Origin of the sequence: Gimesia chilikensis (genome assembly GCF_008329715.1) — a bacterium.
GTDB classification, from domain to species: Bacteria; Planctomycetota; Planctomycetia; order Planctomycetales; family Planctomycetaceae; genus Gimesia; species Gimesia chilikensis.
This window is the reverse complement of the sequence record NZ_VTSR01000009.1, coordinates 90,350-114,564: the sequence shown is the minus strand read 5'-3', so window position 1 is coordinate 114,564 and position 24,215 is coordinate 90,350. Positions and strand designations below refer to the sequence as shown.

At 52.8% G+C, this 24,215-nt stretch carries 16 protein-coding genes; 10 read left to right on the top strand and 6 right to left on the bottom strand.

From position 1 onward, the window contains the following. Positions 1-324 precede the first annotated feature (324 nt). The 10 genes from FYZ48_RS13745 to FYZ48_RS13700 all read left to right on the top strand — a co-directional run bounded on the left by FYZ48_RS13745 (position 325) and on the right by FYZ48_RS13700 (position 14,582). A complete protein-coding gene (locus FYZ48_RS13745) occupies positions 325-2,586 on the top strand; it encodes a tetratricopeptide repeat protein (RefSeq protein WP_187782017.1) in 2,262 nt (753 codons plus the stop codon). A gap of 110 nt (positions 2,587-2,696) precedes the next feature. After that, positions 2,697-3,449: a YebC/PmpR family DNA-binding transcriptional regulator gene (locus tag FYZ48_RS13740; RefSeq protein WP_149341275.1), complete on the top strand. Its 753-nt coding sequence runs from the start codon at positions 2,697-2,699 to the stop codon at positions 3,447-3,449. A 40-nt stretch (positions 3,450-3,489) separates the two neighbouring features. After that, the gene (locus FYZ48_RS13735; protein WP_149341272.1) at positions 3,490-4,503 is read left to right on the top strand and encodes a zinc ribbon domain-containing protein; all 1,014 of its coding nucleotides are present in this window, start codon (positions 3,490-3,492) and stop codon (positions 4,501-4,503) included. 253 nt (positions 4,504-4,756) lie between these two features. Continuing rightward, the gene (locus tag FYZ48_RS13730; RefSeq protein ID WP_187782016.1) at positions 4,757-5,590 is read left to right on the top strand and encodes a hypothetical protein; all 834 of its coding nucleotides are present in this window, start codon (positions 4,757-4,759) and stop codon (positions 5,588-5,590) included. Between the two features lie 145 nt (positions 5,591-5,735). Then, positions 5,736-6,806: a Holliday junction branch migration DNA helicase RuvB gene (gene ruvB / locus FYZ48_RS13725; RefSeq protein ID WP_149341268.1), complete on the top strand. Its 1,071-nt coding sequence runs from the start codon at positions 5,736-5,738 to the stop codon at positions 6,804-6,806. A 39-nt stretch (positions 6,807-6,845) separates the two neighbouring features. Continuing rightward, positions 6,846-8,678, top strand: a complete 1,833-nt coding sequence (gene mnmG / locus FYZ48_RS13720) for a tRNA uridine-5-carboxymethylaminomethyl(34) synthesis enzyme MnmG (protein WP_149341266.1) — start codon at positions 6,846-6,848, stop codon at positions 8,676-8,678. A gap of 566 nt (positions 8,679-9,244) precedes the next feature. Then, complete coding sequence (locus FYZ48_RS13715) at positions 9,245-9,826, top strand: response regulator (protein WP_145037498.1); 582 nt, start codon at positions 9,245-9,247, stop codon at positions 9,824-9,826. Between the two features lie 74 nt (positions 9,827-9,900). Continuing rightward, positions 9,901-11,121: an ATP-binding protein gene (locus tag FYZ48_RS13710; RefSeq protein WP_149341264.1), complete on the top strand. Its 1,221-nt coding sequence runs from the start codon at positions 9,901-9,903 to the stop codon at positions 11,119-11,121. 173 nt (positions 11,122-11,294) lie between these two features. Beyond that, complete coding sequence (locus FYZ48_RS13705) at positions 11,295-13,463, top strand: Na+/H+ antiporter NhaC family protein (RefSeq protein ID WP_149341262.1); 2,169 nt, start codon at positions 11,295-11,297, stop codon at positions 13,461-13,463. A gap of 93 nt (positions 13,464-13,556) precedes the next feature. Beyond that, positions 13,557-14,582, top strand: coding sequence for a dihydrodipicolinate synthase family protein (locus FYZ48_RS13700; RefSeq protein WP_149341260.1), 1,026 nt, complete (start codon positions 13,557-13,559; stop codon positions 14,580-14,582). Between the two features lie 18 nt (positions 14,583-14,600). Here FYZ48_RS13700 and alaS read toward each other — a convergent pair whose 3' ends face one another. From alaS to FYZ48_RS13670, 6 genes are all read right to left on the bottom strand, one after another. Continuing rightward, on the bottom strand, positions 14,601-17,228 hold the full coding sequence (gene alaS, locus FYZ48_RS13695; protein ID WP_149341258.1) for an alanine--tRNA ligase: 2,628 nt from the start codon (positions 17,226-17,228) through the stop codon (positions 14,601-14,603). Positions 17,229-17,234: 6 nt separating this feature from the next. After that, the gene (locus FYZ48_RS13690) at positions 17,235-18,833 is read right to left on the bottom strand and encodes a trypsin-like peptidase domain-containing protein (RefSeq protein WP_149341256.1); all 1,599 of its coding nucleotides are present in this window, start codon (positions 18,831-18,833) and stop codon (positions 17,235-17,237) included. A gap of 190 nt (positions 18,834-19,023) precedes the next feature. Then, a complete protein-coding gene (gene recA / locus FYZ48_RS13685; protein WP_145037511.1) occupies positions 19,024-20,118 on the bottom strand; it encodes a recombinase RecA in 1,095 nt (364 codons plus the stop codon). A 295-nt stretch (positions 20,119-20,413) separates the two neighbouring features. Continuing rightward, a complete protein-coding gene (gene cyaB / locus FYZ48_RS13680; protein WP_187782015.1) occupies positions 20,414-20,971 on the bottom strand; it encodes a class IV adenylate cyclase in 558 nt (185 codons plus the stop codon). Between the two features lie 55 nt (positions 20,972-21,026). Then, positions 21,027-22,715: a multiheme c-type cytochrome gene (locus FYZ48_RS13675; RefSeq protein WP_149341251.1), complete on the bottom strand. Its 1,689-nt coding sequence runs from the start codon at positions 22,713-22,715 to the stop codon at positions 21,027-21,029. Positions 22,716-22,917: 202 nt separating this feature from the next. Further along, complete coding sequence (locus FYZ48_RS13670; RefSeq protein ID WP_149341249.1) at positions 22,918-24,150, bottom strand: DUF1573 domain-containing protein; 1,233 nt, start codon at positions 24,148-24,150, stop codon at positions 22,918-22,920. Positions 24,151-24,215: the final 65 nt, after the last annotated feature.

Sequence of the window (24,215 nt, the reverse complement as noted above, 5' to 3'; positions counted from 1 at the left end):
TGATGCTTTTGAGTTTCTGCTGTTTTGTACCGCTACCGCTTCCCCTCTTCACATAGACGGTATGCGTATTCTTTTAGAGTCCCAGCTGAAAAAACGGGATTCCGGCAAAAGCAGGCTTGGAGAAGATAGTGAAAACGCGTTACAATGGATGCGCGCATTGATTGTATCTGCTGATGCTGTCACTGTTTTCCACAGCCCGAATCGGGGCTGTCTGTGGCGTTTCCTGTAGCTGATCCGGTCGGGCTGACTGATGTCCGACGAATACCGGTTGGGGGAATGCGCTCGAGAGTAAATGAAATCTCTGTTTTTAATGGAGTTCAAATTATGAGTCGGTCTATCAAAGTGCCAGTCTGTGGCTGGCTGTTCCTGCCCGCCGTTTTGCTTCTTCTCATTCCAGCGGCGCTTGCGGCAGAGATGCCCGCGAAGAAAGGGGACGAACCGGCTCAAAAGCAGGCCTCGCCTAAAGTGATCACTCTGGAAGAGGGCATTGCGGATGATGTGACGCTCCCCTTTGTGCCTGCCAAACCTCGTTCGAAGACAGAGCAGAAAAAAATTGATTCCGCCGCCTGGTATATGACAGGGCGGATGCGCGAAGCACGCAACGATTTCGTCGGGGCGTATGAAGCATATAAGCTGGCGATGGAAGACAATCCGAATTCACTCGAAATTTACCGGGTACTGATTCGTCTGGCCTCCGGACTGGATAAGACAGACGAAGCCATTCAATATGCTCAGAAAGCCGTCGAGCTCGATCCGGGTGATTATGAGCTGATGCGGAAACTAGGTCTGCATATGGCTGGTCAGGGCCGTTTTGAAGAAGCGGTCAACTTTCTGGAGAAGGCTTCCGAGTCTCCCGCGATCGATAAGAAGTCTGGTGTCTACGTCATAATCAAACACGATCAGGCCAATCTGTATGAGCGTCTGGGAAAACAGGAAGAAGCGGCCCAGTGCTGGGAAGTCGTATTTAAGGCGCTGACCAAGCCGGATGATTATACGTTCGAATTCAATACCCGGGCTCAACTGGAAGCCAAGCAGGGCAAGCTCTTCGAACGGATCGGTCAGTCGTTTCTGGAGACCGATCGTCTGAAACTGGCTGTGGAAGCTTTTAACAAGGCAGCGGAATCACAGAAGGGGCGTCCCGGGATTCTCAAGTATCACCTGGCGCAGGTCTACTATCGTTCGAAACAATATCAGCAGGCACTCGACTCACTGCAGTCTTATTTCGATGAACAGCTGCAATCGAAAGGACGCAAGGCTTATGAGTTCCTCGGAGAAATTCTGGTGGCTTTGAATCAGTCAGACGAGCTGATTACCCGACTGGAAAAACTGGCTGAAAAAGACAAGTACAACCGGACCCTGCACTATTACCTGGCTGAGCAGTATGGAGAAGCCGGACGATTCGATGACGCCGAAAAGACTTACAAGACATCAATCGGAGAATCATCAGACATCGAGGGGCTGGCAGGTCTCTTGAGGCTTTATGAAAAGAATCAGAAATACGAACAACTGATTACAACCCTCTCTGAAATCGTGCAGTCCGGTGAAGGAATCCGCAAAATTCAGCCGGACCTGCAGCGGATGTCTGAGGACAAGAAGCTGGTAAATGCCCTGGTCGCAGAAGCACAACAGCAGAAAAAGAAAGATCCGCCGGGCGTCGATGTCTTTTCGGCATTCATCATTGCCAAACTGGCTGCCGAAGCGGGTGACAACAAAGCCGCTGGAGAATTTTACGAGTACGCCATTGATGCAGCAGGGAAACACGCCAAACCCCAGATCCGTGGAAACTGGACGCTGCTGATCCTGCAGGAGTACAGCACATTACTGCGCGAGGAAGGGAAGTACGGCGAACTGTCTGACCTGTTGCGGAAAGCGGTAGAGAATCCTTTGCTGGCACCGCAGCGAATTAACCTGATGTCATTTCTGGCTGACGCATTGGAGCGGAATGGAGAGACTGAAGCGGCCCTCAAAGTCAACGAGGAAGCACGCCAGGCTGCTCCGCGATTTCCGATGCTGGACTATCAGCATGCCTGGATCTACTACCATGCACATGACTGGGATAACGCAATCGAGCAGATTCAGAGCTTCATCAAAAAATATCCTCAGCAGCAAGACCGGGTCTATGAAGTCAAGATGATGCTTTCGAACAGTTATGTTCAGAAGGGGGACATCGCCAAAGGTGAGAAAGTGCTCGAGGAGATGCTGGCAGAAGATCCGAGCAGTCCCTCGATCAACAACGATCTGGGATATCTCTATGCAGACCAGGGAAAGAACCTGGAGAAGGCGGAAAAGATGATCCGGATTGCTCTGAAGTCGGAACCAGACAACATGGCTTACCTCGACAGTATGGGCTGGGTGCTGTTCAAGCTGAAGAAGTACGAAGAGGCCGTGGGATATCTGGAAAAGGCCAGCAAACTTCCCGGAGGGGGAGACAGTACGATCCTGGATCATTTAGCAGATTGCTACCATAAGTTGAATAAGAACGAGCAGGCTGCTGAACTCTGGAAAAAAGCTCTGGAAGCAGCCCGGAAAGCAACTCCGCCTGACACCAAACTGATTGATCAGATCCAGCAAAAACTGAGTCAGTGATCGATTTCAATCCCCTGTGAGTTTTTGTACTATTGGCACAAATCCATTCCATACTGCGTGATTTCCGCGCAGTCATCTTCCACCTATATTGAGTTAAGCGAAATACATCCATGGCAGGTCATTCACACTGGGCTAATATCGCCGCCAAGAAAGGGGTGGTAGATAAAAAGCGAGGGAAACTCTTTGGCAAATTAAGTCGCGCTATCATCGTGGCTGCTCAGCATGGGGGTGGGGATCCGGTGATGAACCTGGCTCTGCGCTATGCGATCGATAAAGCCCGCAAGGCCAGTATGCCAAAGGAGAATATTGACCGCGCTGTCAAAAAAGGCTGCGGTGAACTCTCCGGAGAGAATTTTGAAGAACTGGTTTACGAAGGCTATGGTTCAGCCGGTGTCGCTGTGCTGTGCGATATTCTGACAGAGAACCGCAATCGGACGGCAGGGGAAGTTCGAAAAATCTTCGAAGTTCACGGCGGTAATCTGGGCAGCACTGGTTGTGTTGCCTGGATGTTTGAGCGGAAGGGACTGTTTCTGGTTCCCTGTGAAAACGTGGAAGAGGATGAGCTGTTCGAAATCGCCCTGGAAGCGGGCGCCGATGACGTTAAAGCAAATGGCGATGTCTATGAGGTGACCTGCAGCGTGGATGCGTTTCAGCAGGTGGCAGATGAATTCGAACAGAAACAAATTCCCACCAATCTGGCAGAAATTTCACGGATTCCCGAGACAACTGTAGACTTGGACGTGGAAGATGGTAAAAAAGTGCTCAAACTGATGGAAGCACTGGAAGACCATGATGATGTGCAGAGCGTCACAGCGAACTTCAATATTCCAGACGAAATCATGGCCGAGGTCATGGCCGAATAACTGACAACATTGACATCCTGATTTTGAGGGGGACAGCGGCTTGACGATCGAATTCAGTTGCTCACACTGTAACAAGGTTCTCAAAACTTCAGATGACAAAGCTGGCCGCAGAGCAAAATGTCCCCAGTGCGGCGAAGCGGTGACTGTACCGGCGCCGACAGCAGATGTCAGTGCTGACGATGGTTTTGGTGAGTTTGATGCCCCTGTCCCGGAGGAGTCCAGCTTTCTGGGAGAGCAGACTGTCAGTGAGGAACAGAGTTTTCTCGCCGGTGGTCAGCAGGTTTGCCCCATGTGTGGTGAATCGGTCCCTGCAGGCGCTGCGAAATGTGACTACTGCGGCGAGACCCTGAAAGCAACGACTGGCTCTGGTCGAGGTGGATGGGAACCCCGGATCTTCAGCATCAATGACACATTCTCCCGCGCCTGGGAGCTTTATAAAGCCAATCTCGGAATGGTCATTGCCATTCCTCTGGTCGCCGGGAGTATTTATTTTGTGGCTTCCATGGTCATCGGAATTTTCATGCAGATCGTCCAGAATGCGGTCCTGCAGGGAGGGGGACGCGGAGAAGGTACGATGGTGGCAGTTGTGGTACTGGCGCTCATGCAGAATTTTATGACCTACTGTGTCATGTTTTATTTTCAGTTGGGAGGGCAGAGGGTCTTCCTGCAACTGGCCCGCGGGGAGAACCCTGAATTCAATGAACTCTTCAGTGGAGGTCCGTTTCTGGGGCGGATGATTCTCTGCAGTATCGTTTACGGACTGGTAGTCACGCTGGGATTCGTCGCTCTGATCATTCCCGGAATCATTCTGTCGCTGATGTTCTGGCCTTACTCGTTTATCCTGATCGATCGGGATCTGCCGGGGATTGAGTCATTTAAAAAGGCAAAAGAAGTCATGGCCGGGAACAAGTTGAATTTCCTCGGGCTGTCCATTTTAAGCTTCTTGATCACGGCGGTCGGGGGGCTTGTGACTTTGTTCGTCGGTTTGATCTTGATTGTCCCCTTCACTTACATGCTTCAAACGGTCGCCTACGCCGAAATGACTAACCAGTAATCGATGGTTGCTGAAACGCGGTTAGAACAGCTGAGAAAGTCCTGATTCGTTGACGATTGAGTTTGAGTGCCCGTTTTGCCAGAAAGTATTGTCTGCTCCTGACGATAAGGCGGGAAGCCTGGCACGATGTCCTCAGTGCACTGAAACAATTTCCGTTCCGCGTCCCGATGACTCTTTGGCTGCTGACGTCTACGACGATTTCTTCGAGGAACCTCCCCTTCGGCAGCCTGCCGCTGAGACTGTGGAATGCCCCATGTGCGGGGCTGTGAACCTCAAATCCGATGACGCGTGTATCGAATGTGGAGAGATTCTCAGCCGGAAAACATTAACAACAGACGAGTATCAGTCAATCAAAGTCGGGCAGGTCCTGAACCGTTCCTGGCAGTTGTTCTGGGAGTATCCGGGCCTTTGTCTCCTCGGTCCTCTACTGGCTAATATTCTGTTTGCCTGCTTTGCAGGGCTGCTCCTGGGAGTGTTTCTTCTAGTCTGTATGGGACTGGAGTCGGTGATGCCGGAAGGGCCCCTGATGGTATTGAGTGTGGCATTTCTGGGGCTGATCCTGGTTATTGTGACGCTCTATGGTGCCGCTTACTGTGAGCTGGGAAAAGTGCTCCTGTTTCTGAAAGTGGCGCGGGATCATCAGCCCGTCATGGGGGACTTGTTCGCGGGCAGACCTTTTGTCGGCCGGATGGTTCTCTGCACAATCCTGTTTCAGGGACTCATCTTCTTTGCCAATCTGATTTTTGCGTTGCTGGGATATGTACTGGCGCTGATGTTCTGGCCTTATCCCTATCTGCTGGTAGACCGAGACCTGCCCGGGGTCGATGCTTTTGGCAAGTCGGTTGAAGTGACTAAAGGAAATCTGCTGACATTGTTTCTGATATTTCTTTCGTGGTTTGGGCTGGTTCTGCTGGGAGTCGCAGCATTATTTGGGATCTCGTTTCTGCTGGTGTATTCGCTGGAACTACCATTTGAGGCAGTGCTGGGAGGAGCCATTCTGCTGAGCCTTCCGGCGACGGTCTTCTTTTACTCTTATGTATTACTGGTCAAAGCGGTAGCCTACGCGCAGATTACACACTCACCGTGAACTTTTTCGACCTGTGAGCTGTCAGAATTCTCCAGAGCCGACCTGTCTGGGTTTTACGTCAGGGGAGTCTGTCTGCTATGATACCAGCCGATTTGCAGAGGTCGTGGGGCCTCCGGATGATATACATAATGTCCTGGTCGAAACTATGGTTCGTGAGCCTGTAATTAGAGGGGAAGACGAGCCGGAAGATGATTTTTCCGGCGGTGGCGGGGGCTGGAATTCCGGCTATCTGGCTGATGATCCTGAATACGATGACGAACTCAGGCCCCAACGCTTAAGTGAAGTGGTCGGTCAGCGACAGGTCGTAGAACGCCTGGAGGTCTTCCTGGATGCGACCCGAAAGCGGAATGAGCCGCTGGGGCATTTGCTGCTGGATGGTCCGCCTGGTCTGGGAAAGACGACCCTGGCCTCCGTATTGCCTCGCGAACTGGGAACCGAACTGCAGATCACGTCTGGTCCTGCACTCAGTGCCCCCAAAGACCTGCTGCCTTACCTGACTAATGCCAGCCACGGCTCGTTCCTGTTTATTGATGAAATTCACCGAATGCCGGCGACCGTGGAAGAATTTATTTATCCGGCCATGGAAGATTTTCGGGTCGATATCACCCTGGGTGAAGGATTGAATGCCCGGACGGTGAATATGAAACTGCAGAAGTTCACCGTCATTGGTGCGACGACACGGAGCGGTATGTTGACCGCGCCTTTGCGGGATCGCTTTGTCCGTCGCGAGCACCTCGATTTTTATGAGGACCAGGATCTGATCGAAATTGTGCGGCGGAATGCCCGCAAACTCAGAACACCGATCACTGACGATGCTGCTTTTGAAATTGCCCGCCGCAGCCGAGGCACCCCACGTAAGGCAAATAACCTGTTACGCTGGGCGCGGGACTTTGCGACGAGCAAGGCAGATGGTAATATTACCAATGAAGTCGTCAAGCGGGCATTTGACATGCTGGAAATCGATCAGATTGGTCTGGAACGCCAGGACCGCCGATATCTGGAAACTCTGATCAAGACATTTTCCGGCGGGCCTGCAGGAGTCCAGGCGCTGGGACACAGTCTGAATATCCCGGCTGATACGCTGGAAGATGAAGTCGAGCCGTTTCTACTGCGTTCCGGTTTCATTCAGCGTTCCCCCCGTGGGCGAATCGTCACGATGGCGGCATTGGAGCATTTGAAGCTCAACCCCCCCGATGCGGGTCCCCTGTTTCGATAAGTTAGCACGCCAGGCGTCTCTGAACTGCAAAGAAGAACCATGAGTTACTCTGTCACGTATGATTATGATGTCGTTGTTGTCGGTGCCGGCCACGCCGGTTGCGAAGCCGCTCTGGCTGCGGCCCGGTTGGGAGCGAAAACGGCTCTGTTAACCATGAACTGCGACACCGTAGGTCAGATGAGCTGCAATCCCGCCATTGGTGGAGTCGCCAAGGGACAGATCGTGCGTGAGATCGATGCGCTGGGTGGCGAAATGGGGCGGGTGATTGACGAGACCGGGATCCAGTTTCGGATGCTGAATCGTTCCAAAGGGCCGGCAATGCACAGTCCCCGGGCCCAGGCTGATAAAAAGGCTTATCAGTTCTGCATGAAATGGAAAGTCGAGCAGCAGGACAATCTGGCGCTACGCCAGGAGATGGTCAAAAGTCTGATTGTGGAACAGGATCAGGTTACCGGAGTGCTGGTACACGGCGATGCCTGTTATCGAGCGCGAGCCGTAATCCTGACGACGGGAACCTTTCTGCAGGCGATTATGCATACCGGAGAAGCGAAAACCAAAGGGGGCCGCGCCGGAGAAGGGACCACGGGAACTCTGTCTGACAGCCTGGCCCAGCTTGGCTTTGAACTGCAGCGATTCAAAACAGGAACTCCCGCCCGTCTGAATGGAAGGACCATTGATTTCTCGGTGCTGGAAGAACAGCCCGGTGATGAAGCGCCACAGCCGTTCTCTTATCTGACAGAGAAGCTGACACAGCCGCAGATGCCCTGCTATCTGACAGAAACCAACGACTATGTGCATCAGTTGATCAACGAGAATCTGCACCGCGCGCCCATGTATTCGGGGCAGATTAATTCGACTGGTCCGCGTTATTGTCCATCGATCGAAGATAAGGTTGTCCGGTTCGCGGAGCGGAATTCTCATCAGATCTTTCTGGAGCCGGAAGGACGTTACACCAACGAATATTACTGTAATGGGATCTCCACCAGTCTGCCTCGTGATGTGCAGGACAAGATGATCCATTCGATTCGGGGACTGGAGCAGACCGAGATCATGCGCTACGGCTACGCAGTCGAATATGACTTCGCGACCCCAACGCAGCTCAAGCCGACGCTGGAGACGAAACGGGTTTCCGGTCTCTACTTCGCTGGTCAGTTAAATGGAACGACGGGCTATGAAGAGGCAGCCGGGCAGGGGTTGCTGGCCGGTTTGAATGCAGCTTTGAAGCTGGCTGGTAAAGAAGACCTGATTCTGGATCGGAACCAGGCCTACCTGGGTGTGCTGATTGATGACCTGGTGACGAAAGGTGTCGATGAGCCTTACCGAATGTTTACTTCACGGGCCGAGTTTCGACTGCTGCTCCGACAGGATAATGCAGACCGCCGGATGACACCGCTGGGGCGTAAAGTAGGCTCGGTCGATGATGAACGCTGGCAGAAGTACCAGGCGTATGAAGCCGAGATTGACCAGGTCAAACAGTTCATTCAGGGAACCCGTTACCAGGGGAACACGCTGGAGGAATGGCTGCGTCGACAGGACACAGGCTGGGAAGAAATCTGTGAAATTGCTCCGGCCCTCAAAGAGATGCCACTTTCGGAGAGAGCCATCGAACAGACGCTGATTGAGGTCCAATACGCTGGTTATATCCGTCGTCAGACTGCAGAAATTGAAAAGCAGAAGAACGTAGAGACACTGCACATACCTGACCATATTGACTATCAGCTGGTCCCCAATCTGAGAAATGAGGCCAAAGAGAAGCTGAGTCGTGTCAAGCCGCGTAACATTGGACAGGCAGGAAGGATCAGTGGAGTGACTCCCGCTGATCTGACGGTTCTGGTGCTGTATCTCAATAGCAGCAGCCGTATGGCGACCTGAAATTTTCCGTTCTGGAAGAATTATTCTCATAACTCATTGTGAATGCGTCAGTTCTGTGCTGCGCGCTGCTTAACTGTCTGACTTACTCGTCGTTAAAATAGTGCGCTTTCAGCTTGCTCGACTTTCTCTAAGTTCATGTTTTGTACATGTTTATTTCAATAAATTGGTCAACCGAGCGAATGCGTGTTGACCAAATCGTCAGAATAGATACAATCGGAATTATTGATAATACTGGTAAAGTCAAGCGGTATTGAAAGTTTTGGCGTTTGGATCCATGTGGGATACCTGTGACGTCTGGCCAATCAGTAGCGTTTGGCAAGTGACGGGCCACAGAACTGCACCTTGGAGGATGCGGTTTTTTATCGCTTTACCTGAATTCAGTTGACTGGATTCAAGTGAATAGATAAGAGGCTGATTATGGAGATGTCAGTTTCAGGCAGGTTGATCAGTGAACGGGTCACTGGGGCACCTGCGCAGGGGCTCGGTTATTGCATGTCGTAATAACCTTACAGCGCTTGGTCATTCCCGCTCAACAGGGTCGGGTCTTCAAAGGATGGATGAGCAATATGAAAACGGTCTTTACCACAGGCGAAGCCGCAAAGATTTGCAAAGTGAGTCAACAAACGATTATTCGCTGTTTTGATTCTGGCCAATTAAAGGGATTTCGGGTACCCGGTTCTCGTTTTCGACGTATTCCGCGCGATGTTCTGTTCAAGTTCATGAAGGACAACGGAATTCCCACTGATGCCCTGGAAAGTGGGAAGCGCAAAGCTTTAATTGTGGACGACGATGAAGAGTTGGTAGAGTTGATTCGCGACGTTCTGGAAGCCGATTCACGCTTCGAAATTCGTGTTGCCAACAACGGCTTCGATGCAGGGATGATGGTCAAAGAATATCATCCGGACATCATTATTCTGGACGTGATGCTGCCCGATATTAACGGTAAAGAAGTCTGTCAGCGGGTCCGCAGTGATTCATCCATGGACGATGTGAAAATCATCTGTATCAGTGGTATGGTCGAAGCAGACAAGATTGATGATCTGAAAGCAGCCGGCGCCAACGACTTCATGCAGAAGCCGTTTGAAGTTGAGCAACTGGCAGATCGGGTCTGCACACTGTTGAACCTGGAGTCTGTTCACACTGCCTGAACCAGGGCAGTCATCGGTTTCATGGCGATCGGAAAACGTCCGGTCGTCGTGGAGACTGCTGCAGGGAGTGTCAGATGTCGAGCGAGACCGGTAGCGTAGAGACTCACTTACCGGCTGTCATCTATCGACGTCTCTGGTCATTGATCCCCACGCGCTCACTGGGATCGACCATTTGTGAACTCGCTTCAGTCTGGTGTGAAGCAACAGGTTCTGCTGCCGTTTATCTGGGGGTTCTGAAATCAGAGCCCTCTCAGTTTTCAGCTGCTGTGCTGCATGCTTCAGCGCAGGAAGCCTCTTGTGTGCATCGTGAGACTGTTCCCGTACTTCCCGGGACTTCCCGCGAAGAACGGCTGCACTCTTTGATGAATGAGGCTCATTCTTTTGCCGAAATTTCGGATCATCCTGCACGCGCTTATTATCAGGCCTGTCATCGGGAAACGATGCTGGGCCTGTTTCTATTTACTCCCAGTCTGAGCGACGGGTTTGATCTTCTGGTTTCTGAATTGCTGGATGTGAGTCAGCGCGTATTGAATCAGGCCTTGCTGCAGGGAGAATCTGGTTCAAGGCAGGTGGCATCCACAGCGGAATGGATTATCCCTGATGCTGATAAGCTGGAAGCGATGGCGGAATTTGCCGCCGGGGCCGGACATGAAATCAATAACCCCGTAGCGACCATCGTCGGGCGGGTGCAGATGCTGCTCAAGTCAGAGACTGACCCCGAACGTCGGCAGGCCCTGTCGACAATTGGCGGACAGGCTTACCGGGTCAGGGATATGATCGGTGATGCGATGTTGTTCGCCCGCCCGCCTGCTCCCCGACCTGAAACATTGTCGCTCTCACAAACCATTGATGACGTGCTCGTAAGCTTACAGGAAGAAATCAATCAAGGGAAAGTACAGCTAGAGGTCAACATTGCTGAGTCGCTGTCCCTGTACGCAGATGAAACACAGTGGAAAGTCGTGTTGAGTAATCTGCTGTTGAACAGTCTGCAGGCGATGGAAGCAGGTGGGCAGATTAAGATCAGCGTCTCCCCGCTTGAGACGGAGTCAGGGCCTTTCATCCACTTAAAGGTTATTGATGAGGGGGCAGGGCTGACAGAAGAAGAACGCATCCACCTGTTTGATCCGTTTTACTCGGCACGACAGGCGGGACGAGGGCTCGGATTTGGTTTGTCCAAGTGCTGGCGGATTGCCACGCAGCACGGTGCTACGATTGCTGCAGAAACTAACTCCGATCGCGGGGTCACCTTCCATCTTTACTGGCCCGCTGAGAAGCCAGATAACTCGGTAGCTTAGCCAGTTTCACATCTGTCGGCGGTGATTGCGCAGCGAACATGTGTTTCTGGAAATCATCGCTTGCGGTTCGGATCATGATCCGTTTCAATATGTTTGCACGAGAAATGGAACGTCTGATCTGACGCGGACAGGCTCTGTCCCAATCCTAGAATCACTCAGCAGCCTGAGGGACGATGGCGGCGACTCATTCACTTCTGATTATTATCACCAGCCTGCTGGGGCAGACCGCACCGATTGCGGAGGTGCCACTCAAACAGGAGCCGGCACGCTACCAGATTGAAGCCCCCAATGTGGCTGTGATCGATATTCCCGTGAGTCAGGTCACAATCCGGGCGCTTAATCTGGATGGTAGCCTGGATACCGATTTTTCTGAGCATCCTCAAAAAGTTGTCGGTCTTGAGCTCTGGGTCCATGAAGTCGACACGGCACTGCCGCCTTTTAAAAATGGAGTGCTGGAGCTTAAAACGGATCTCGCGGAGAATCGAAAGGTCTACATTACCAGCGATGTCATCCGTGTAGATCCTGACCAGCGTCGGTCAGGCGCTGTGGAAGTTTATCGAATTTCCAAATGGCTGAGTCTGTTGCCTCCTTTGATTGCGGTGATACTCGCGATCTGGTTTCGGAATATTATCCTCGCTTTGCTGGTCAGTATCTGGGTGGGGGCTGTCATCTTATCGCATGGAAACCTGTTTCTGGGATTCGTGCATACGCTGGACACGTTCGTGATTCATGAGATTGTCGAGCCAGGCAGTACCAGTTATTCACACATGATGATCATCATGTTTACGATGTTCCTGGGAGCGATGGTCGGCGTGATGTCAGCAGGAGGCGGTACGGCAGCTTTAGTTAACCGGCTTTCCCGTTATGCTTCCAAACGGGAGCACAGCCAGGTCATGACCTGGTTCCTGGGGCTGATTGTCTTTTTTGATGACTATGCAAATTCTCTTTTGGTCGGCAGTTCAATGCGACCATTTACCGATCGGATGAAAGTCTCGCGGGAAAAGCTCGCTTTCCTGGTCGACTCAACCGCGGCCCCCGTTTCGGGAATTGCGATTATTTCCACCTGGGTTGGTGTCGAGATCGGATATATCGCGGATACTTACGCAAGTCTGGGGATGACCGGGGACTACTATACGACCTTCTTATACAGTCTGCCTTACCGGTTCTATCCGTTACAGTTACTGGCATTTGTCTGGCTGGTGGCTTACATCGGGAATGATTTTGGACCGATGTTAAAAGCAGAGACACGGGCGATTGCTTATGGACAGCTGGTTCGTCCCGGGCGGTTTAACGTGACGGAAGTAGAGGGACACGCAGAAAGTGGCGAGCTCGCACGACGCCAGTTGCTGCGGAATGCACTGGTCCCCCTGGCGGTATTACTGGGGCTGGCGATGATCGGACTCTGGTGGACGGGGACGATCGAGATCAACCGGCTCAACATGGAGCGGGTACAAACAGGGCAAGCGGAACTCAAAGTCAATTTCCAGAATGTCCTTGAGCATTCTTCTCCCAACCGGGTGCTGTTGATTACTTCTTTTCTGGCTTCGATTGCAGCGGTCGTGAGCTGCAGCCTTTCCAAATCGCTTCCGCTAAGTGAATGTGTAGAGGCCTGGGCGAACGGAGCCAAGAGTATGTTCCTGGCGATCCTGATTCTGGTACTGGCCTGGGCGGTGGCAACCGTCTGTGATCAGGAGCACCTGAATACTGCCGGCGTGCTGGTGGAACTGCTTTCTGAGAAACTGTCACCCAACTGGATGCCTACGATTACGTTTCTGCTGGCAGCCGTCGTCAGTTTTGCAACCGGTAGTTCCTGGTCCACCATGGGCCTGTTGATGCCTTTGTCGATCTCGTTGACGTACAGTCTGCTGGTGCCACTGAATGAAGCCGATCCGAATCATCATCTGATGCTGGGGACGATTGGTGGTGTGCTGGCTGGCGCTATTTTTGGCGATCACTGTTCTCCCATCTCCGATACGACGGTTCTGTCGTCGGCGGCATCAGGTTCTGACCATCTGGATCACGTGCTGACCCAGATCCCTTACGCCTTGACAGTCGCGGGAGTCTCGGTGCTCTTCGGGTATCTGCCGGTGGGCTTCGGATTTCAGCCTTATATTCTGTTGCCGGTCGGCCTGGTGGTGCTGTTCCTGATTCTGTTCTTCTATGGCCGATCCGCGGAGACCGAGGCGAAGGCCCTGCTGGAAGCGGGGGTGACGGCTGAGGAGTTTAACAGCAGGGATAACGGATCTGACGAAGAAACGGAGAGCGCAGGTGAATCGGATCAGATGGATTCCGATTCTGAGGACCCCTCCGAGTCGCCGGAAGAGTCACGAGAAGAGGTCTGAATCCGTGTCCCCGGGCTGATTTATATGTTATACTTCACCTAAATTCTTCAAACTCCCAGTCCTGTTTGATTTTCAGTATAGGTGTCCCCCAACATGCAGTCCGAGACCAAGCTCCGTGGTATCTTCACTCCCAACCTGGTTCCCTACGATTCTCGTGGCGAGATTAATGAGCCGGAATTACGCCGTTATATTGACTGGCTGATCGAAAAGGGAGTTCATGGGCTGTACCCCAACGGTTCTACGGGGGAATTCACTCGTTTTACTCCTGAAGAACGCAAGCGGATTGTAGCCATCATTGCGGATCAGACACGCGGCCGTGTGCCGATTCTGGCCGGGGCTGCGGAAGCCAATGTACGGGAGACAATCAAGGCCTGTGAGTACTACTACGAACTGGGGATTCGGGCAGTCGCGATTGTGGCTCCTTTTTATTACAAGCTGAGCCCGGCTTCTGTTTATGCCTATTTTAAAGAAATTGGGGATAATACTCCCATCGATGTGACGCTGTATAACATTCCAATGTTTGCGAGTCCGATCGATGTACCTACGATCCAGCGTCTTTCAGAAGAATGTGAAAAGATCGTGGCGATCAAAGATTCCTCGGGCGATCTGCCCAACATGATTCGTATGATTCAGGCCGTAAGACCAAACCGTCCGGAATTCTCATTTCTGACAGGCTGGGATGCGGCACTGATGCCGTTGATGCTGATTGGTGCAGACGGGGGAACCAATGCGAGTTCTGGTGTTGTACCGGAGCTGACACGCAAGCTGTATGACCTGACCACTTCCGGTCAGCTCGATGAAGCCCGTCGTGTGCAATACGATCTGCTGACGCTGTTCGATACGATGATCTATTCTGCTGAGTTTCCGGAAGGGTTCCGGGCTGCGGTGGAACTACGTGGATTCAATATGGGGCAGGGACGTCAGCCGATTACTTCCGAGCAGAAAACGGATATCGTGACTTTGAGTCGTACGCTGCAGTGCATGCTGTCTGAGCACGGCTTCACCAATGAGCCCATCGGTGGCTGTGCGACGGGAGTCAGCGAAGATCTCAGCGCCAGCGACGTGTCGCAGATTGTGCAACATGTCGTCGCTGAGCTGAATCGTCGTAAGCTGCTCTAGGCGTTCAACGCGTCAAAGTTAACCTTCGAGCTGACTGCGGTAGTAGTCTGCGCCGGTTTTCAGGGCGGCGTCGAGCTGTTCCGGATCCTTACCGCCGGCTTCGGCCATATCGGGACGACCACCGCCGCCTCCGCCGACCACTTTAGCAGCCGCTTTCACGCAGTCACCGGCTTTGAGTCCCTGTTTTACCAGCTCCTGGTTAACGGCGGCCATCAAAGCGACTTTGCCGTCAATCTCGGTACCCAGGATCAGTGCGACCTGTTTGCCTTTCTTCCGCAGGTGGTCTGCCAGTTCTCGCAACTGATCGCGTGAGACATCTTTTGCGTGGTAGGCCACGATTTTGACATCATTCACGACAGGGGCTTCATCCAGCAGTTCATCGGCGGTTCCCGCCAGCGATTTACTGGAGAACTTGAGCAGCTGTTTTTTCATCTCCCGGATTTCGTCCTGCAGATGGGCGATCTTCTGGGGAAGTTCATCGAGTCGAGGCGCTTTGAGCTGACCAGCGATTTCCTGCAGTAGTTTTTCGCTGTTGCGCGTCTTTTCCAGGGCTTTCGGGCCGGTTAAAGCGTGGATACGACGAACGCCTTTGGCGACCGGTTCTTCGTTGACGATCTTGCAGAGCCCGACCTGTCCCGTGTTGGTGAGGTGGGTTCCCCCGCAGAGTTCGATACTGAAGTCGCCCATCTGGACTACGCGGACATTGTCAGGATATTTCTCACCAAAGAGAGCCATGGCTCCCAGGTTGCGGGCATCCTGCAGTTTCATCAACTGGGTGGTGACAGAGGCGCCTTCGGAAATCCGCTGGTTGATGATATCTTCGACCTGGCTGATTTCTTCGGGGGTGAGTGCCTTGCTGTGTGAGAAGTCGAAGCGAAGTGTGTCCTGTTCGACTTTCGACCCCCGCTGCATGGCGCTGTCGCCGATGACGGTGTGCAGGGCGTGATGCAGCAGGTGAGTGGCGGAGTGAGCACGCTGGATGCCGGACCGGCGCGGTTCGATTACTGTTGCTTTGAGGGTTTGTCCCTGTTCCAGTTTGCCTTCCAGCAGATGGCCGATGTGCAGAATCAATCCGCCGTTACGCTGGGTATTCACGACTTCAAATTTCAGGCCTTCTCCTTCGAGGTAACCCGTGTCTCCCACCTGACCACCAGCTTCGGCATAGAAAGGTGTCTGATCGAGTACGACCACGACGGGATGGGCATGGCCTTTTTCCACGACGGATTCCACCAGGCGATCTTCAGCGATAATGCCGACGACTGTGCCTTCATCAACAGTAGTTTCATAGCCTTTGAATTGTGTGTCGCTGGTGGTTTTGTGCAGAGCCGTCAGCGGACCTTCTGACATAACCGAATCGAGGAATGCCCCGCTGCCGCTGCCTTCCTTGTGCTGCTGCATCAGGTTGTTGAATTCCGTGCGATTGACGCTGATATTGTTTTTAGCAGCCAGAGCTTCGGTGAGTTCGATCAGGAAGCCGTCTGTCTGGTGCAGGTCAAAAGCGTCTTCACCGGCGATTTCCGATTTGCCTTCCTGTTCGGCTTTTTTCAGGAAGCCTTCGAAGCGAGTGAGACCTTTTTCAATGACGCCCAGGAATTGCTCTTCCTCTTCCTTGATGGTGTGCTGCACGTGTTCGACGGTCTTGGCGATTTCCGGGTAGGGAGTCTGCATGATGTCGACGACAGCGGGCACCAGTTGATACAGGAACGGCTCCTGTTTGCCGAGCAGATAGCCTTCGAGCAAGGCGCGACGGAGGAGCTGCCGAACGACGTAGCTTTCTTTTTCACGACCCGGATTGACTCCTTCATGGATACTGAAGGTGATGGCGCGAACGTGATCGGAGATACGACGGAGCGGACGACCCGTAGGTTTATCGAATCCATAGCCGGTGCCGACAACATCGCCGGCGGCCAGACAGAGTTGCTTCAGCGTATCGATTTCGAAGTTGCTCCGTACGCCCTGCAGAACGGAGGCGGTACGTTCCAGCCCCATGCCGGTGTCGATGTTTTTCTTGGGCAGCGGTTTGAGATTGTTGGGCGGATCGCCGACGCGGTTGAACTGGGTGAAGACCAGGTTCCAGATTTCGACGTTGTCTTTACCGCCGTTGGGGTGGTAGAAGATTTCGCTACAGGGGCCGCAGACACCGTCGGGGCCATCCGAAGGAGCACCGGCGGGCCAGAAGTTTTCGTGCTCGTTTTCGCGGCTGATGCGGTTGGCGGGAAGTTTGATTTCATCGTGCCAAATGTTGTAGGCCTCGTCGTCATCCAGGTAGACGGTGACGGAGAGCAGGTTGGGATCGAGGCCCAGATATTTCTTAGAGGTCAGATATTCCCAGGCCCAGTGAATGGCTTCGCGTTTGAAGTAATCTCCAAAGGAGAAATTTCCCAGCATTTCGAAGAAGGTATGGTGGTAAGCGGTGACGCCGACGTTTTGAATATCGCCGGTGCGGAGGCACATCTGACAGGTGGTGGCTTTCGTGAACTCCAGCTTGCCTACGCCCAGAAACTGATCTTTGAACTGGTTCATCCCGGCGGGAGTAAACAGAACCGTAGGGTCATCCCGGGGGACCAGAACGTCGGATGGTCTTCTGACACAGCCTTTTTCTTGAAAGAAGGAAAGATAACTCTCGCGAAGTTCGTCTGTTTTCATTGTTTCTTATTGCTTACTGTTTGGAAGAACGACCTTGCGGTCATCCAGAAGTTGTAATGTTACCGGTGAAGTGCTGGCCCGTTGTGCTTCCTGATAGAACGCGTCAGGCGTTTGTACCGGCTGATCATTGACCAGGCGGATGAACGTTCCTTCTGTCAGCCCGGCCTGTTGCGCGGGACTGTCGGGAGCGACATGCGTCACAACCACAGCGGGCGGGTAAGTGAACGGACTAAACGTATATTTTGCACGGGCAGTGGGATAATCGACTCGTAAACCGCGCCAGAGGGGATGCCGATAGCGGGTTTGTACAATCCCTTCATCATCCGCCACGGGCCATTTTCCCAGTTTCACTGTCAGAGTCAACTCACGCGGATTTTTTCCTCTCAAGATTTGCAGCTTTGCCTCGGTACCCGCGCCTGCTTTCCCTACTTCACGCATCAGGTCAAGTTCGTTGCGCAGCGGCTTACCATTGATTGAAAGGATCAGATCGCCGGTACGCAATCCCGCCTGTTCGGCCGGTGAATGCTGTTTGACGCCGCCCGTCTGAACATAGCTCGACTCTGTAAGGTTGACAGCCCCGGCAAGGTTTCGGTTCGCTTCATTGCGATCAATGGTGCCGGGGGTGATCCCCAGGAAACCATATTCCGGCTCGAGCCCGTTTGCCAGGCTGTCGATGATCCGCCGCGTATCCGGGTCGATGGGAATCGCGTAGCCTGCCGATTTTTCATAACCTTCCAGAGCGGCCAGGGACGTTGTGACTCCGATCAGATTACCATCCAGATCGAGCAGAGCGCCGCCACTGGTTCCCAGGTCGAGGTGTGTATCCACCTGCAGCAGGGTTCCGAAGTGATGGATGGTTTCTTTCTTGGACAGCTCCTGATTCAGGAAGTTTTTAAATATGGGGACGGGATAGCGATGGAAGTTACTCACAATGCCCCAGCTGGCACTCGGTGAACCATCACGGGCAATCGCGTAAGGGTTTCCCAGTGCGATCACAAACTGTCCCTTGCGGACTGATTCCGTGTTTCCATACTGGACCGGTTTGAGAGGGCGGGAAGCATCTGCTGCAACTCGTCCTGCGGGAACCAGGACCGCGAGATCACTTCGCGGATCGGCAGCAAGGAGCGTGGCATAGAATCCGCGACGGTCCTCAGTGTGGACGTACAGGCGATACTCGGGAACTTTCTTCTGCCCCGTGATCGGCCCTCCCTGAGTGAGATGGAAATTCGTCAGCACCAATACCCTTTGCTGATTGGTAGGATCCGGAATGATCACACCTGATCCGAATTCGGTGGGAATAAAATTCAGATCCTGTGGGTCATGGCTCAGATTCAGATCCTGATTGGGATCGAGTCCGAATGGAGCGGGGATGCGCGACTGGAACTGCTGTTTGCGGGTTTTGATTTTGGAGATTGCGACGACGGAGTGTTCTGCTTTCTCAATTGCCTTGACCAGCTGCTGCTGGACAGCAAAGGCGACAGCGCGGGCATCGGGGGACTGGGCCTTTAGATTTCGCGTCGGTAAAGAGAGCCAGCAGGCACTGATGGCAATGAGGCAAATCAGCGTGTGATGAAAACGAATCAGATTTTTCAGAGCTGCAGACATACTTTGCCTCAGAGGGGAGCGTCGGGAACAGAAATCACGCGGAAACCGAAAGCGCTGGTATTCGAATTGTCCTTATTTTACAGTGTTTTCGTACAGAACCCAATGCAAAACGACCTTGAATACCCGTGGGGCTTCAAGGTCGTTTCAGCATTAGCAGGTGTATTTGTCAGGCTGTGGCCAGCCGAGAGGATCAGGCCTCGACAGCTTCGGGTTCCGTTTCCGGTTCTTCCTCGGTGGAAGCAACCAGCCCCTGGGCTTCGAGGACCTTCTGTTTAATCTCCAGGCAGAGTTCGGGGTTTTCCTCGAGCACTGCCTTGGAACGGTCTCGTCCCTGGCCCAGTCGCGTTTCACCATAGCTGAACCAGCTGCCACTCTTCTTGACGATTTTGTTTTCCACGGCAAGATCCAGCAGGTCGAGTTCGAAATTGATGCCTCCGGTGGAGAGCATGTCAAACTCAGCAATGCGGAAGGGAGGTGCAATTTTGTTCTTGACGATCTTGGCTTTCATACGAATGCCTGTCACCGTGTCACCGTCTTTGAGTGTCGCGATACGACGGACGTCAACGCGGACAGAACTGTAGAACTTCAGTGCGCGACCGCCGGGAGTCGTTTCGGGGCTGCCGAACATGACGCCGATCTTTTCACGGATCTGGTTGATGAAGATCACAGTCGTTTTGGATTTGGAAATGGCACCGGTCAGTTTCCGCATGGCCTGGCTCATCATACGTGCCTGCAGGCCGACGTGTGAGTCACCGATTTCGCCATCCAGTTCCGCTTTGGGGACCAGGGCAGCGACCGAGTCGACAACGATGACATCGACCGAATTGGATTTGATCAGCATTTCAGCGATCTGCAGGCCTTCTTCGCCGTAGGTCGGCTGACTGACCAGCAGTTCGGAGATGTTGACGCCCAGTTTTTTGGCCCAGACGGGATCGAGAGCATGTTCGGCGTCGATAAACGCGGCGATGCCACCCTCTTTCTGGGCGTTGGCGATGACATGCAGGGCCAGGGTGGTTTTACCGCTGGATTCCGGTCCATAGAGTTCGATAATACGACCACGGGGAAATCCATGGCCTCCGAGTGCCAGGTCAAGGGACAGGGCACCACTGGCGATCGAGGGGACAGCGCGGGCGTTTTCCCCGGTGAGTTTCATGATGGAGCCTTTACCGAACGCCTGTTCGATTTGTCCCAAGGCGTTTTTGAGCATCCCTTCGGAATCATTGGTTCCGTTGTGACTGGGAGCGGGAGGGGTAGCAGCCCGTTTTGATCGTGCTTTAGCGGCCATTGAGGTCTTCCTTCAATAATATGCAATTGCCCCGCAAGTGAGTTCGAGTCGTCAGGCGAAGCAAGTGCCTAATTTATCGAGAATTGCGGGGACGCCTATTATTGAACGCCGTCTCGACCCATGGTTTTCAAAGAAGTGCCTGTTGTGAACAAAGATATATTATCTTGAATCAACTCCTGTCACAACGGCAAACATGAGACATTTATAGCTGTCGGCAATTATTTCAGATTATCCGCAGTCTGAAAAGGACTAATTGGCCGGAAAACGATGAAAAATTGGAGAAGACCGCTTCCGTTCAGGAGTCCTCAGCCTGTTGCATCAACATTCCCAGGTATGAGGTGCGGATGGGGGAGGAGAGCCCGAGTTGTTCTGCCAGCTGGATGACTGCAGCTTCGGCCTGTTCCAGTTCCGCTTCTTCTGCCAGAGTTTCTACTTCGGCAAAGGTGCCGAGCCCTTCGACTTCGTCAATGGTGATCTCGAAGTGACGCTGCTCGTGTTGAAACGAAAAGGGAGTCCGCTGTTTTTTCACATTTCGCACGGGCTGGAAGCCGAGGAGTTCGAGCATCTCTTTCAACTGGGCCAGAGCCTCGGGGCCCGTTTCGAATGCCAGCTCGATCTCTTTGCGGATCTTGCTGACCGTGGCCCGCTTCGGGCCTTTGTAGGTAATGTGATTCTCTGTGCCAATCCGGCGGATGCGGAGTGCTTCATCGGTTTCGACAAAGTTCCGACTGGGATGAGCGAAGTAGTAGTCTTCCTGATCCAGCGTCGCACCCTGCTCAGCACCAATCTGTTCGAGTTGCACAAGCAGCTGCGATTGATTGGGGATTCGAAATTTCTGTTCGATTTCCAGCATGGGGGAACGTCTCTGATGAAAGTAGAAGTCTGTAGTGTTGGTAACTGGTCCCGGATCAGTCCCGCCAGGGGTGTTTGATCTTTTCCCAGTAAGAATCGAATTCAAACTTCGGGCTGTTATCCAGATCGTGACACTGATAGCAGGTGGTTTTCTTGGCTTCGGCAAGCGTGACCCGCATGACTTTTTTGGCCTCTTCGACTTTGTCCATATCGATGAGTTCAATGTGTCCGCTTCCCGGGCCATGACAGTTTTCACATTGCTGTCCGAGCAGATGCGGTGACTGTTGTTTGTTGACGAAGCCGCTTTTGTAGCGGATGACTTCCTGCGGATGCCAGCCGGTGACGTGGCAGGAGAGACACTCGGGATCATAGATGCGGGAGATGATTTTATCTCCCCGTTCGATCTGATCCTTACGGCCGTTGATCAGGCTCTCGTAGGCATGGGCGTGGGCGGTCGTTAACCATTTTTCATAGGCTTTGGTGTGGCATTCACCACACTTTTCCGCTCCGACGAAGGTCGCTCCGCGGGGGTGGTCAATCGGCAGTTCTTTAGCAGCCAGATCTTCCTGCTTGAGGCGATCCTGATAGAACTGCATGTGTTCGGCCATTTTCGGTGTTTCTTTAAACCGCTGTCGGTCGAGAGAGATGACCGTAAAGCGGAAACGTTTCCTGGGATCGCCTTTGGCATCGGCGTCGGGATAGTAGCCGACCACGCCGGCGCTTTTTCCTTTGTGCCCTACGTCGACCATCATCGTTTTGCCAATATACTCGGGATCACCCAGTGGGTCTTCCACGCCGCCGGCAGTGAGCAGAATGTCGAACTCTGGGAACTGCTTGGCGAGTTCCTTGGATTCATCCTTGCTGGATTGCGACAACAATAACATCAGGTCTGGTTTGGTGGCCTGCATTTCTTTGATGACTTCGGGCAGAACTTTGGCGGGTTCCTGCCAGGTAATGTCTGGAAACTGTCCTTTGCGACTTTTCCCCAGAATGGATGTGACGGCGATTTTGACTCCATTCGTCTCAACAACTTTGAATTTGGTTTTGCCCAGTTCGGGGGTCTCCAGGACCAGGAGATTTGCCGCGAGGAAGGTTGGTGTGGTATCAGGCTGTGGGGGATCCGGATTGTGCAACTGCAGAAAGATGTCGGCTCCAAAACGAAGTTCTTCCGGTCCGAGGGCCACTCCGCCATACTTCATGTCTTTCATGGCAGCCAGTATGGTTTCGTATTTGATCTGACTCTGTCGGCGGTTGCGTTTGACCAGACCGCCCAGGTCAAAGGCAGTAACGGGCCACTTACGGTCTTCAATCTGCTTGAAGAGATTAGCGAGTAGTGAGACGCCGCCTGTCTGGTTTTGTGTGCAACCACAGGGTTCCAGATATCCGTGGCGTTCGCCGGTCAGGACGATAGCCAATTTAGGAGTGGGCCAGCCTTCGAAGATTGGTTTGGGCGGAGGTGTATCAGATGATTTCGGGGGAGTTTTTTCTGATTTGGCTGGCGTGTGCCCCGCGGCGACTGGAGTCTGTTTTTCCTCAGATTTAACGGTTGGCTGCTTGGGACTGGTTGTTTCCGCCGGGGTTTTCTCTGCAGACGGTTCTGGTTCTGTCTGAGCAGTGCTCTGCGGAGTTGTATCGGTGGCTGTTTCCGTGGTGGCGGGCGGTGTTGATTGCCCTTCGCATCCGAGAAGGAGAGTCAGTAAGAGTGCCAGCAGGCAGGTGAAAGAGGATTGTGGCAGGTAAGACATTCAGTGCGGCCTTCCATGGAATTGATTGAGTAACATAACGATGCAGGAGGAACTCCGCATGGTTTATCTTAGTTCAAAACATGGTTTTGCGTCAAAGTCGATCTACCTCTGGCCCGGGAGGTTGATCTGACAATTCAGATCCATCCCAGACAGGTGAACGCCTGGGTGTTCTGAATTGGTAACATATTGAAATTTATACTGCTTACAGTGAAATGAACTGAACCTTGAACTCGATGTTTTTGGCGCGGGGGTGGTTGGTGCTTAATTTCACCTTTGCCAGATTCCCACGGCCAAATGAGACAGGAGGTAGCCCTTCAGGAATGATAAATTTCAGTAAGTAGCGCTGTTTATTTTTGGAATCAAAGGATTCGTCTTTTTCGATTTCAAATTTGAGGGAGCCTGGCTCGATCTGCTGATCGAGGATTTTCAGTGGTTCGTCAAGCCCTTCCACGAACATGGAGAGGACCGCTGTTTTGCCTTTTTCTGCTGAAAACTCGCCCAGATTCAGATGCATACTGGCCGGATCCCAGCGGACGCCGAAAGTGGGGACGATGCGGATGGGGCCGGTGTGATTTCCCGAAACCTGGATGATGAAATCCCGGGTTCCCGGATCGGCGTCATGTTTATGATCATGTCCTTCGCCCTCTGGGTGGTCGTGTGGCTCGTTGGGGATGTCAGTTTTGAGCAGCATGCGTTCGTTGAAACCACCCAGGGGGAATTTATCCGGATCTGCGGTGACTTCAACCGCGTAGCCGGTCTTGGCGTCCACTTCTTTGAGTTCCTGTTTGGTGAGCGGTCGGAAGGTGGAAGAGAGGCCGGGGTGATCGGCTTCGATTTCCAGAATTTTGAATTCGTCCAGATATTTCGTATGAATCTTTCCGGTGTATTTAACTGGTTCCGTGCTGCTCATGACTGGTAAGGCCCAGTTGGCAGACCCCTGATAATCGCCCGTAAAGGAGATCAGGCTGTTTGCGGCTCCTTCGATCTGGAGTTTGATTTCTTTTTTCTCCGGATCATTGGTGTAAATCGTCGCGGTCTGGCCGAAGCGTTCCTGAGCTGCTTTAGGGGTCCAGGTGAGTTCGACTTCAATATGTTTGCCAGGCGGGACCAGATTGTCCTGCATCTCACTCAGAGTACATTTACAGGTGGTGGCCCCTTTCTGAACTTCGAGTGGAACTTCGCCTTCATTTTTGATAACAAATTTGTGGGACATGGACTGCCCGACTGCCATGCTGCCGAAGAAGTAGATCGGCTGTGGTACGACTGCTTTGGGATACGGTCCGTTAGGTGCGATTTTAGGACGCTTCTCATCCGGCTCGGAGGCTGGTTTGACGGGGGCAACTGTCTTGAGTTCACTATTGGTCCGGCCCAGCCAGACGGTACCCGCGAGGGCGATAAACAGAACAACCACAGTTGTAACAGTTCGAAAATTCATTGTGACACCAACGAAGAAAGAATTAAAATACCAGCAATAAAAACAAGTCTGTAATCAAACCTTAT

What these genes read in the sequence shown, in the direction of transcription:
- FYZ48_RS13745 (WP_187782017.1), top strand. Translation starts at nt 325, where the DNA reads ATGAGTCGGTCTATCAAAGTGCCAGTCTGTGGCTGGCTGTTCCTGCCC.
- FYZ48_RS13740 (WP_149341275.1), top strand. Translation starts at nt 2,697, where the DNA reads ATGGCAGGTCATTCACACTGGGCTAATATCGCCGCCAAGAAAGGGGTG.
- FYZ48_RS13730 (WP_187782016.1), top strand. Translation starts at nt 4,757, where the DNA reads ATGTGCGGGGCTGTGAACCTCAAATCCGATGACGCGTGTATCGAATGT.
- ruvB (WP_149341268.1), top strand. Translation starts at nt 5,736, where the DNA reads ATGGTTCGTGAGCCTGTAATTAGAGGGGAAGACGAGCCGGAAGATGAT.
- mnmG (WP_149341266.1), top strand. Translation starts at nt 6,846, where the DNA reads ATGAGTTACTCTGTCACGTATGATTATGATGTCGTTGTTGTCGGTGCC.
- FYZ48_RS13715 (WP_145037498.1), top strand. Translation starts at nt 9,245, where the DNA reads ATGAAAACGGTCTTTACCACAGGCGAAGCCGCAAAGATTTGCAAAGTG.
- FYZ48_RS13710 (WP_149341264.1), top strand. Translation starts at nt 9,901, where the DNA reads ATGTCGAGCGAGACCGGTAGCGTAGAGACTCACTTACCGGCTGTCATC.
- FYZ48_RS13705 (WP_149341262.1), top strand. Translation starts at nt 11,295, where the DNA reads ATGGCGGCGACTCATTCACTTCTGATTATTATCACCAGCCTGCTGGGG.
- FYZ48_RS13700 (WP_149341260.1), top strand. Translation starts at nt 13,557, where the DNA reads ATGCAGTCCGAGACCAAGCTCCGTGGTATCTTCACTCCCAACCTGGTT.
- alaS (WP_149341258.1), bottom strand. Translation starts at nt 17,228, where the DNA reads ATGAAAACAGACGAACTTCGCGAGAGTTATCTTTCCTTCTTTCAAGAA.
- FYZ48_RS13690 (WP_149341256.1), bottom strand. Translation starts at nt 18,833, where the DNA reads ATGTCTGCAGCTCTGAAAAATCTGATTCGTTTTCATCACACGCTGATT.
- recA (WP_145037511.1), bottom strand. Translation starts at nt 20,118, where the DNA reads ATGGCCGCTAAAGCACGATCAAAACGGGCTGCTACCCCTCCCGCTCCC.
- cyaB (WP_187782015.1), bottom strand. Translation starts at nt 20,971, where the DNA reads ATGCTGGAAATCGAACAGAAATTTCGAATCCCCAATCAATCGCAGCTG.
- FYZ48_RS13675 (WP_149341251.1), bottom strand. Translation starts at nt 22,715, where the DNA reads ATGTCTTACCTGCCACAATCCTCTTTCACCTGCCTGCTGGCACTCTTA.
- FYZ48_RS13670 (WP_149341249.1), bottom strand. Translation starts at nt 24,150, where the DNA reads ATGAATTTTCGAACTGTTACAACTGTGGTTGTTCTGTTTATCGCCCTC.